The 9754-nt window shown below is 72.3% G+C and carries 10 protein-coding genes, 3 pseudogenes and 1 riboswitch; of the genes and pseudogenes, 10 read left to right on the top strand and 3 right to left on the bottom strand.

The features are described 5' to 3' along the window. Window positions 1-228 precede the first annotated feature (228 nt). Both RMT89_RS35305 and RMT89_RS35300 read left to right on the top strand, forming a co-directional pair. The gene (locus RMT89_RS35305; RefSeq protein ID WP_315887837.1) at window positions 229-762 is read left to right on the top strand and encodes a sigma-70 family RNA polymerase sigma factor; all 534 of its coding nucleotides are present in this window, start codon (window positions 229-231) and stop codon (window positions 760-762) included. Further along, window positions 755-1654 (top strand): CU044_5270 family protein, encoded by a 900-nt coding sequence (locus RMT89_RS35300; protein ID WP_315887836.1) that lies wholly within the window; start codon window positions 755-757, stop codon window positions 1652-1654. Before RMT89_RS35305 ends, RMT89_RS35300 begins: the two co-directional genes overlap by 8 nt. Here the strand turns inward: RMT89_RS35300 and RMT89_RS35295 are convergent. Both RMT89_RS35295 and RMT89_RS35290 read right to left on the bottom strand, forming a co-directional pair. After that, window positions 1655-2490, bottom strand: a pseudogene (locus RMT89_RS35295) (bifunctional 5,10-methylenetetrahydrofolate dehydrogenase/5,10-methenyltetrahydrofolate cyclohydrolase). Window positions 2491-2555: 65 nt separating this feature from the next. Then, window positions 2556-2639, bottom strand: a riboswitch (ZMP/ZTP riboswitch). A 24-nt stretch (window positions 2640-2663) separates the two neighbouring features. Further along, a complete protein-coding gene (locus RMT89_RS35290; RefSeq protein WP_315887835.1) occupies window positions 2664-3029 on the bottom strand; it encodes a nuclear transport factor 2 family protein in 366 nt (121 codons plus the stop codon). A 169-nt stretch (window positions 3030-3198) separates the two neighbouring features. On the opposite strand from RMT89_RS35290, the gene RMT89_RS35285 reads away from it, so the two are divergent. The 6 genes from RMT89_RS35285 (at window position 3199) to RMT89_RS35260 (ending at window position 8249) form a co-directional block, all read left to right on the top strand. Beyond that, the gene (locus tag RMT89_RS35285; protein ID WP_315887834.1) at window positions 3199-3495 is read left to right on the top strand and encodes a hypothetical protein; all 297 of its coding nucleotides are present in this window, start codon (window positions 3199-3201) and stop codon (window positions 3493-3495) included. A gap of 72 nt (window positions 3496-3567) precedes the next feature. Then, a complete protein-coding gene (locus tag RMT89_RS35280; RefSeq protein ID WP_315887833.1) occupies window positions 3568-4533 on the top strand; it encodes a DNA-3-methyladenine glycosylase 2 family protein in 966 nt (321 codons plus the stop codon). Between the two features lie 60 nt (window positions 4534-4593). Next, a complete protein-coding gene (locus RMT89_RS35275) occupies window positions 4594-5439 on the top strand; it encodes an SDR family oxidoreductase (RefSeq protein ID WP_315887832.1) in 846 nt (281 codons plus the stop codon). Window positions 5440-5528: 89 nt separating this feature from the next. Then, window positions 5529-6614, top strand: coding sequence for an S-(hydroxymethyl)mycothiol dehydrogenase (locus RMT89_RS35270; RefSeq protein WP_315887831.1), 1086 nt, complete (start codon window positions 5529-5531; stop codon window positions 6612-6614). Continuing rightward, complete coding sequence (locus tag RMT89_RS35265) at window positions 6614-7243, top strand: MBL fold metallo-hydrolase (RefSeq protein WP_315887830.1); 630 nt, start codon at window positions 6614-6616, stop codon at window positions 7241-7243. The genes RMT89_RS35270 and RMT89_RS35265 overlap by 1 nt, the downstream gene beginning before the upstream one ends. Window positions 7244-7334: 91 nt before the next feature. Next, complete coding sequence (locus tag RMT89_RS35260; RefSeq protein ID WP_315887829.1) at window positions 7335-8249, top strand: SDR family oxidoreductase; 915 nt, start codon at window positions 7335-7337, stop codon at window positions 8247-8249. On the opposite strand, the gene RMT89_RS35255 is transcribed toward RMT89_RS35260, so the two are convergent. After that, on the bottom strand, window positions 8240-8788 hold the full coding sequence (locus RMT89_RS35255) for a hypothetical protein (RefSeq protein ID WP_315887828.1): 549 nt from the start codon (window positions 8786-8788) through the stop codon (window positions 8240-8242). The two genes, RMT89_RS35260 and RMT89_RS35255, sit on opposite strands and share 10 nt — an antisense overlap. 49 nt (window positions 8789-8837) lie before the next feature. Between RMT89_RS35255 and RMT89_RS35250 the strand changes: the two are divergent. Further along, window positions 8838-9614, top strand: a pseudogene (locus RMT89_RS35250) (SDR family NAD(P)-dependent oxidoreductase); the annotation flags it as partial. Next, a pseudogene (locus RMT89_RS46155) lies at window positions 9515-9739 on the top strand (L,D-transpeptidase); the annotation flags it as partial. The pseudogenes RMT89_RS35250 and RMT89_RS46155, both read left to right, overlap by 100 nt. Window positions 9740-9754 lie beyond the last annotated feature (15 nt).

The raw sequence follows: 9754 nt of genomic DNA, 5'->3' as shown, positions 1-9754 counted from the left end.
AACAGCGCCAGCACGCCACCGATGCAGAAGAACGCGAACGACGTGACCAGGTAGAGCGTTCCGATCGTCTTGTGGTCGGTGGTGGTCAGCCACTTGATGAAGGTGACGTTTTGATCTCTCACGACCCGCCTGTGTCCACGCCCGGCCCGGACGTCACACTCGAACGACGCGACAAGAATCACCGAAACCCGGTGTGACGATCCCGCAGGTGCCGGACACGAACGGAACATGAGCAACGACGAGGTCTTCGCCGCTGCCTATCGCGAGCACTACTGGGCGGTCAGCCGCTATGTCGCGCGGCGACTGGACGGGCGCATGAGTGAGGTCGAGGAAGTGGTGGCGGAGGTGTTCACCGTCGCCTGGCGGCGCCGGGACGACCTCCCGGCCGCCCCGCTGCCCTGGCTGTACGGCGTGGCACGCAACTGCCTGGCGAACGCGGTACGCGGCTACGGACGGCGCCGCCGGTTGGTGGACCGCCTGGGCAACGACGAGACCGCGCACGGCCGGCAGATCGTGGACAGCCCCGACACGGAGCCTCCCGGCGGCTGGGTGCACGAGGCACTGGCCCGCCTCTCCGCCAAGGACCAGGAGGTACTGCGGCTCACGGCCTGGGAGGAACTCGGCATCGACGACCTCGCCGTCGCCCTCGGCTGCGGCACCCGCGCCGCGTCGATGCGCCTGCACCGGGCCCGCCGCCGGCTCAGAGCCGAGATCGACCGCATGAGCCTCACGACACCCTCGAAGGAGAACGGCCATGGCTGACGAACTCGACCTCCTGCGCCGCGCCAACCCGGTCCCCGTCGACGGCCCCCACTTCGGAGACGGCCCCCTCGACCATCACGCCGAGCGGCAGCTCAACCGCCTGATGCAGCAACGGACCCCCCGCCGCCGCCTTCGGCCGGCCTGGGCCCTGGCGGCCACCGCGGTCGTCGCCGCCGTCGTGTCGGCGCTCCTGTTCACCGGCCAGACCACGGCCCCGGCGGTCGCCGCACCGCGCCCGCTCGTCGTGCGCGCCGACTCCGCCCCCGTACCCCTGAAGTCCCTGGCCGAACTGGCGCAGTCGGCGGCGACGGACGGGGCGCCGAAGCTCCGCAAGGGCACGCATGTGCAGACGTGGAGCCTGGCCATGAGCGACGACAAACCGCCGGTCACCCTCCCCGAGGAACGCATCGTGCGCTGGAGGGCCGACGGCAGCCACACCGAACTCGTCGCCGAGGACGGGGACATCGTCTCCCGGCAGACCTATCCGCCGAGTTGGAGCGACGCCCCGCCGCAGTCCCCGCCGCCGCGCGACGCCGAGCGGCTGCGGGCCTACCTGGAGGAGGCCACCTACAGCGAGTCGCTGAGCACGCCCCAACTCCTGGATGCCGTAGGCGTCCTGCTCGACACCTGGACCCTCGGCGCCCGCGAGTCCGCGGCCCTCGTACGGCTGCTCGCACGGACCGAGGGGCTCAGGCCCGTCGGACAGGTGACGGACCGGCTCGGGCGGCCCGGACAGGCGTATGCGTACGACGGTCCTGGCGCCCGCCGGATGCTGATCCTGGACCCGGCCACCGGTACCGTCCTCGGCCTGGAGACCACCTTCACCAAGGACCAGCCGGAATACGGCGTCAAGGCCGGCGACGTCATGGAGTACAGCGCCTGGACGCGGTGATCAGACCCCGAGCTGCCGTGCGGCGGCAGTGACGGTCTGCTCCGGCAGCGTGGCGATCGTCATCGGACCGACCCCGCCCGGCACCGGCGTGATCAGCGAGGCCCGTTCGGCGGCGGAATGGAAGTCGAGGTCGCCGATGTTGCCCGGGTCGTAGCCGGCGTCGATCACGACGGCGCCCGGCTTGATGTCCTGACCCCGGATCAGCCGGGGCCGACCCACGGCGGCGACTACGATGTCCGCCTCCCGGACCGCCGCCGACAGGTCCGCCGTACGGGAGTGGCAGTACGTCACCGTCGCGTCCCGGGCGAGCAGCAGCATGCCGGCCGGCTTGCCGAGGATCGCGCTGCGGCCGACGACCACCGCGCGCTTGCCGGACGGGTCGACGTCGTACGCGTCGAGCAGCCGCACGATGCCGCCGGGCGTGCAGGACACGAAGCCCGGCAGTCCGAAGCTCATCGTGGCGAAGGAGGCGAAGGTGACGCCGTCGACGTCCTTCTCCGGCGCTGTCGCCTCGAACGCGGCCCGCTCGTCGATGTGCGCGCCCATCGGGTGCTGGAGCAGGATGCCGTGCACACCGGGGTCGAGCGACAGCTTTTCGAGCGTCCGCGACCAGTTCCTCGGTGGTCGTGGCCGCGGGCAGCTCCACGTGCCGGGACTCGATGCCGGCCTTGCGGCAGCGGTTGCTTCATCCGGACGTAGAGGACGCATGCCGGGTCCTCGACGGCCAGCACCGTCGCCGGACAGGGCGCCGTGCCGGTGCGTTCGGTGACGTGGGCCGCCCGCTCGGCGGTCTGCGCCACGATGTTCCGGGCGAGAGAGGTGCCGTCCTCCCCCAGAGCCTCAAGGGCCTGGGAGGTGCCCCCAGCCGTGCCAGAGACATGATCCAGCTGGGCCGGTGTTTCCGGTTCGCCCAGGCGCACGGCATCGACTCTGCGGAACCGCTCCCGGGTGGTGCTCCACCTCAGCGCCAGTCACGGCCCGCCCCCACCCGGACCGAGGCTCCTTTCGGCTATTCGTCCCAGGCCTGGATCATCGTCTGCTCGACGATCTTGCCGTCCCGCAGGGACGCCATCGACTCGGCGAGCACACGTACTCCGTCGGCGTACTGACAGGACTCGCTGAAGGCGACGGTGTCGCCCTCGACGACACAGCGCTCCAGCTTGTGGGTCATGTCGCGGCTGTAGACGTCGTCCAGCAACTCGCTGATCTCGTCACGGCCGTGCAGGACCCGGGGACTGCTGGGCTGGGTGTTGCGGTCCACGACGCGTAGTTCGGCGTCGTCCGCGTAGAGCGACAGCAGTGTCGTCGCGGTGTCTCCCTCGATGCCCCGGCGCAGGGCTTCGGTGTCGAAGCCGGGGCGTGCCGCAGTGCCCATGGTGACCTCCTCGAAGGCCCGCGGCCTCCGGGGAGCGGGCCGCGCGGCCTCTCCTTCGAGGCTCCTCCGCCCGGGCGGGCTCGGCAAGCGCAGCCGCCGCGGTCCGCCTGACGGGTGAGCCGCGCCGTGCGGCCGTGTCCGGCGGGGGCCCGTCGGCGTTGCTCCGGACATGATCTCAACACGACGTATCGTCGCCGCCGTCGGTCTGGCCGCCGCGGCCACCGGCCTCGCCGCGCCGCTGGCGAGCGCGGCCGAGGCGGAGGCCCCCAACGCCGGTTCGCTCAGCCCGATGAGGATGCTCGACTCGCTCACCGTCAGCGACATCCCCGAGGAGCGCAAGGCGGAGATCCCGCGGCCCTCCGCGCAGCTGAACCAGCTCAACCGGGTCGACGAGCTGAACCAGTTGTACCAGGTCACCGACATGGTCGCCCCGGTCACGGGTCTGCTCCCCGGCATCGAGTACTGACCCGCCGCACCCCCGGGGGCCGTCCGCACAGCCGGGCGGCCCTCGGCATGTCCTCCCGGGAGATGGTGAGCGATGCCGCAGCCACCGGACCGGTCCGTGCACTGGCAGCCCGGCTTCCCCGTGGACGCCCGCCTGACCTTGGAGAGCCTGCGTCGGGGCCCCTACGACCCCACGCACCGGGTCGATCCCGACGGCACCGTGTGGCGCACCGCGCTGACCGTCTCGGGGCCGGTCACCTACCGCATCCGCAAGCAGCGCCTGGACGACGTCCACATCGACGCCTGGGGACCCGGATCGGCCGAACTCGCCGACTCCGTCCGCCGTGAACTGGGCGAGGGCGACCGGCCCGAACTGTTCCGGCCCCGGCACCCGGTCCTGCGTGGCGCGGTGCGCCGGCTGCCGGGCCTGCGCGTCCCCCGCACGGGACGGCTCTTCGAGGCCCTCGTCCCCGCCGTACTGGAACAACGCGTCGTCGGCCTGGACGCCGCCGCGTCCTTCACCCGCCTGACGCTGCTCTACGGCGAGCCAGCGCCCGGCCCGGCCCCCGGCGGGATGCGTCTGCCGCTTCCACCCGGGACCTGGCGGACCGTCCCGAGCTGGGAATGGCGCCGGGCGGGCGTGGATCTGCACCGTTCCGGCACCGTCATCGAGGCCTCCCGCCACGCGGCGCGGCTCGACCGCGCGGCCGGTGATCCGGCGCACGCCTACGCCCTGATGGCGAAGCTGCCCGGCGTAGGGGTCTGGACCGCCGCCCAGGTCGGCCACCGCGCCCTGGGCGACGCGGACGCCCTGCCGCTGGGCGACTACCACCTCGGCACTCTGACGGGCATGGCCCTGTTGGGCCGCCCCTTGGCGGACGACGAGATCGAGCCCTTCTACGAGCCCTTCCGCCCGCACCGCTACCGGGTCGTCCGCCTGCTCGAACTCACCTACGGCGCCGCCCCGCGGCACGGCCCCCGCGCACCCCGCGCGGGTCCGTTCGGCGGCGGCGCCAAGGCGTCGCGCAGGGCCGGCCCCTGGCGTGTCAACCACAGGTGACCGCACACACGCCTGATACGGATCGATCCTGGCCACCTCGCCCCCGCAAGGAGATCCCCCATGGCCGCCACCGAGCCCACCTACGCCGTCACCGGTGCCTCCGGCCGCCTGGGCGGGCGTATCGCCCGGCGGCTGGCCGCCGCCGGCCTCCCGCAGACCCTCCTGGCCCGCACGCCCGCCCGCGCACCAGAACTGCCCCGCGCCACCGCGGTGCCCGGCGCCTACGACGACCACGACGCCGTCGTGCGCGCCCTGCGCCCCACCGACCGGGTCCTGATGGTCTCCGCCTCGGAGACCCCCGAGCGGGTCCAGCAGCACCGCACCTTCATCGACGCCGCCGCCGCGGCCGGGGCCGCGCACCTGGCGTACATCTCCTTCTACGGCGCCGCCCCCGACGCGACCTTCACCCTGGCCCGCGACCACTGGCACACCGAGCAGCACATCCGCGCCAGCGGGGTGCCGTTCACCTTCCTGCGGGACAACCTGTACGCCGACTTCATGCCCGCCCTCGTCGGTGAGGACGGCGTCATCCGCGGCCCCGCGGGCGCCGGCCATGCCGCCGTCGTCGCCCAGGACGACATCGCCGACGCCGCCGTCGCCGTCCTGCGCGACCCGGCCGAGCACGCCGGACGCACCTACGAACTGACCGGCCCCGAGGCGCTCGGCCTCATCGACATCGCCGCCACCATCGCCGCCGTCACCGGACGCCCCGTCTCCTACGTCCCGGAGACGGTCGAGGAGGCCTACGCCTCCCGCAAGGGCTCCGGCGCCCCCGACTGGCAGCTCGACGCCTGGGTCTCCACCTACACCGCGATCGCCGACGGCTCCCTGGCCGCGGTGACCACCGCGGTCGAGGACCTGACCGGCCACCCCGCCACCTCGCTTGAGCAGGTGCTGCGGGCCTGAGCGCTTGTCGCCCGTACATGCCGTTTCCGATCAGTCACGCGTAGGGTCGAGAAGACGGACACCCGGCCTACGGAAGAGGGGTCAGCACCATGGCGCAGCAGGTTCGCGGCGTGATCGCACCGGGCAAGGACGAACCGGTACGGGTGGAGACGATCGTCGTGCCCGACCCGGGTCCTGGCGAGGCCGTCGTACGGATCCAGGCCTGCGGTGTCTGCCACACCGATCTGCACTACAAACAGGGCGGAATCTCCGACGAGTTCCCCTTCCTGCTGGGCCATGAGGCGGCGGGCGTGGTCGAGTCGGTCGGCGACGGCGTCGCCGATGTCGCCCCCGGAGACTTCGTCGTCCTCAACTGGCGTGCCGTGTGCGGGCGTTGCCGGGCCTGTGTGCGCGGGCGGCCCTGGTACTGCTTCGACACCCACAACGCCAAGCAGAAGATGACCCTCGCCGACGGCACCGAGCTCTCCCCGGCCCTCGGCATCGGCGCCTTCGCCGAGAAGACGCTGGTGGCGGCCGGCCAGTGCACCAAGGTCGACCCGGCCGTCTCTCCGCAGGCCGCGGGGTTGCTGGGCTGCGGTGTGATGGCCGGCATCGGTGCCGCGATCAACACCGGGCAGGTGGGCCGGGGCGACACGGTCGCGGTCATCGGCTGCGGGGGCGTCGGGGACGCCGCCATCGCCGGGGCCCACCTGGCCGGCGCGGCGAAGATCATCGCCGTCGACATCGACGACCGCAAGCTCGAAAAGGCCCGCACCATGGGCGCCACCGACCTCGTGAACTCCCGCGTGGCCGACCCGGTCGAGACGATCCGCGAACTCACCGGCGGCTTCGGAGCCGATGTCGTCATCGAGGCCGTCGGCCGCCCCGAGACCTACAAACAGGCCTTCTACGCCCGCGACCTGGCCGGAACCGTCGTCCTGGTCGGCGTCCCCACACCCGAGATGAAGCTCGAACTCCCGCTCCTCGACGTCTTCGGCCGCGGCGGCGCCCTCAAGTCGTCCTGGTACGGCGACTGTCTGCCCTCCCGCGACTTCCCGATGCTGATCGACCTGCATCTGCAAGGGCGCCTGGACCTGGAGGCGTTCGTGACGGAGACCATCGAACTCACCGATGTGGAGAAGGCCTTCGAGCGGATGCACGAAGGTGACGTCCTGCGCTCGGTGGTGGTGCTGTGATGGCCGCCCGTATCGAACGCCTCGTCACCTCCGGGCAGTTCAGCCTCGACGGCGGCACGTGGGACGTCGACAACAACGTCTGGCTCGTCGGGGACGAGCACGAGGTCGTCGTCATCGACGCCGCCCACGACGCCGCCGCCATCGCCGAGGCCGTCGGCGACCGCAGGCTGACCGCCATCGTGTGCACCCACGCCCACAACGACCACATCGACGCCGCCCCCGCCCTCGCCGACCGCACCGGCGCCACCATCTGGCTGCACCCCGACGACCTGCCGCTGTGGAAGCAGACCCACCCCGACCGCGACCCCGACGCCCACCTCCTGGACGGCCAGGTCATCGAGGCCGCCGGCGCCGACCTCCGAGTCCTGCACACCCCCGGGCACGCGCCCGGCGCGGTCTGCCTGTACGACCCCGGACTCGGCACCGTCTTCACCGGCGACACCCTCTTCAAGGGCGGCCCCGGCGCCACCGGCCGCTCCTACTCCCACTTCGCGACGATCATCGACTCGATCCGCGACCGCCTGCTCACCCTCCCGCCCGAGACGAAGGTCCTCACCGGGCACGGCGACGGCACCACGATCGGCGCCGAGGCCCCGCAGCTGGAGGAATGGATCGCCCGGGGCCATTGACGGCTCGGTCGTGACCCGCCGCAAAAAGGTGACAGAGGATGTCCGGCTTACCGGGGATGGTGAAGCAAAGCCGTCACACGGAAGGCCGGACATGTCACAGCCACTGAAGGGCAAGGTCGCCCTCGTCGCCGGAGCCAGCCGGGGCGCCGGACGCGGGATCGCCGTGGAGCTCGGCGCGGCCGGCGCCACCGTCTACGTCACCGGCCGCACCACCCGCGAGCAACGCTCGGAGTACGACCGCCCGGAGACCGTCGAGGACACCGCAGACCTCGTCACCGAGGCCGGCGGCCACGGCATCGCCGTACCCACCGACCATCTCGAACCCGACCGGGTCCGCGCGCTCGTCGACCGCATCGCGGGCGAACAGGGCCGCCTGGACGTCCTCGTCAACGACGTCTGGGGCGGCGAGAAGCTCTTCGGCTGGGACGTCCCGATCTGGGAACACGACCTCGACAAGGGCCTACGACTGCTCCGCCTCGCCGTCGAGACCCATGCCATCACCAGCCACCACGCCCTGCCCCTGCTGCTGCGCCACCCCGGCGGACTGGTCGTCGAGATGACCGACGGCACCGCCGACTACAACCGCGACCACTACCGCAACTCCTTTTTCTACGACCTCGCCAAGGCCTCCGTCCTGCGGATGGCCTTCTCCCTCGGCCATGAACTCGGCCCACGCGGCGCGACCGCCCTCGCCCTCACCCCGGGCTGGCTGCGCTCGGAGATGATGCTCGACGCCTTCGAGGTCCGCGAGGACAACTGGCGCGACGCCCTCACCCGCGTCCCGCACTTCGCGATCTCGGAGACCCCGCGCTATGCCGGCCGCGCCGTCGCCGCCCTCGCCGCCGACCCCGACGTGGCCCGCTTCAACGGCGCCTCCCTCTCCAGCGGAGGCCTGGCCCAGGAGTACGGCTTCACCGACCTCGACGGCAGCCGGCCCGACGCATGGCGCTATCTGGCCGAGGTCCAGGACGCGGGCAAACCGGCCGACACGACCGGCTACCGCTGAGGAGGCGCCGGCTGCGTCACCGGGAGCCGCCAGCGTGCCGCGTGGCCCGGCGGCAGGCCCAAGTCCTCGCGCACCGCCGTGTAGTAGCCCTCACGCCCGGCGCGCTGCCGCGCCAGCAGCGCCTGCCAGGCCTCCGGATCCCGCCGGCCCTCGCGCACGTACCGCTCCATCTCCATCACCGTCACCACCCACGCCCGTGCCCTGTCCACCACCTCGACGCTGCCCAGCATGAGCAGCGCCTCGCCCGAGGGATCCCGGCCGTCGTTCGCCTCGGCGAGCAGTGGCTTGGCCTCGTCGAGGGAGAGCGGGTCCGGATGCGTGCCGCAGCCCAGTGCGGCAGCGACCCGGTACGTCACCGTGACGGTCTTCTTCACCGACCGCGCGTAGTCCCCGTACACCGCCAGCCGCCGCTCCTCCCACCGCGCCGCCTGCTCCCGCCCGAACCGGGCCTGGTCGCTGCGCACGAGTGCCAGGTAGGAGCCGAGCGCGCCGACCACGACGCCTATCAGAGCGGGCAGTTGTTGGAGGAAGACAGACATGGGTGCACGATATCTGCCGAGTTGATCTCGACGGCGCTACGGTTCTGACATGACGGACACCACACGCTTCGACGGGTACGCAGTTCTCGTCACCGGAGCCGCCCGTGGCATCGGCGCCGCCACCGCCCGCCGGTTCGCCACGGAGGGCGCACGGGTGCTCGTGACGGACGTGGACGAGCAGGAGGCCGAGCGCACGGCGGCGACGCTGCGGGACGAGGGCCTGACGGCACAGGCGTACGTCTGCGACGTGGGCGACCGCGCGTCCGTCGAGGCGGCCGTGGCCCACGCCGTGACGGCGTTCGGCTCCCTCGACGTCCTGGTGAACAACGCCTACGGATGCACCCCCGATGCGCCCCTCTTCGAGGACGAACCGGACGACGTCTGGGCCCGCGACCTCGACCTCACCCTGACCGGCGCCTACCGCTGCTGCCGCGCCGCCCTGCCCCACCTGGCGGCCTCGGGCCGCGGCGCCATCGTCTCCATCGGCTCCGTCAACGGCATCCAGAGCTTCGGCAACCACGCCTACAGCGCCGCGAAGGCGGGCCTCGGATCTCTGACCCGTACCCTTGCCGGTCACGCGGCACCCCGGGGAGTCCGCGTCAACCTGGTGGCCCCGGGCACCGTACGCACCACCGCCTGGGCGGGCCGCGACGACGAACTCGACGCGCTCAGGCAGGCGTACCCCCTGGGCCGCGTCGGCGAACCGGACGACATCGCCGCCGCGGTCACCTTCCTCGCCTCCCGCGACGCGTCCTGGATCACGGGGACGACGCTGGTGGTGGACGGCGGGCTCACGGCGGTCAACACGGGCTTCCGGCGGGCCCTGCCCCCGGAGGGCCGCCCGGCTCCCACGGCTGCGTCAACATGACCAAGACCGCCGCCAAGAAGTACTGGTCCCTGCTGAAGAAGGGCGACGACGTCTTCGTGTACGGCCGCAAACCGGGCACCTGAGCGTACGCCCGCGTC

This window comes from Streptomyces sp. P17, assembly GCF_032436805.1.
Taxonomy (GTDB): Bacteria; Actinomycetota; Actinomycetes; order Streptomycetales; family Streptomycetaceae; genus Streptomyces.
This window is presented reverse-complemented; position numbering and strand designations above follow the sequence as displayed.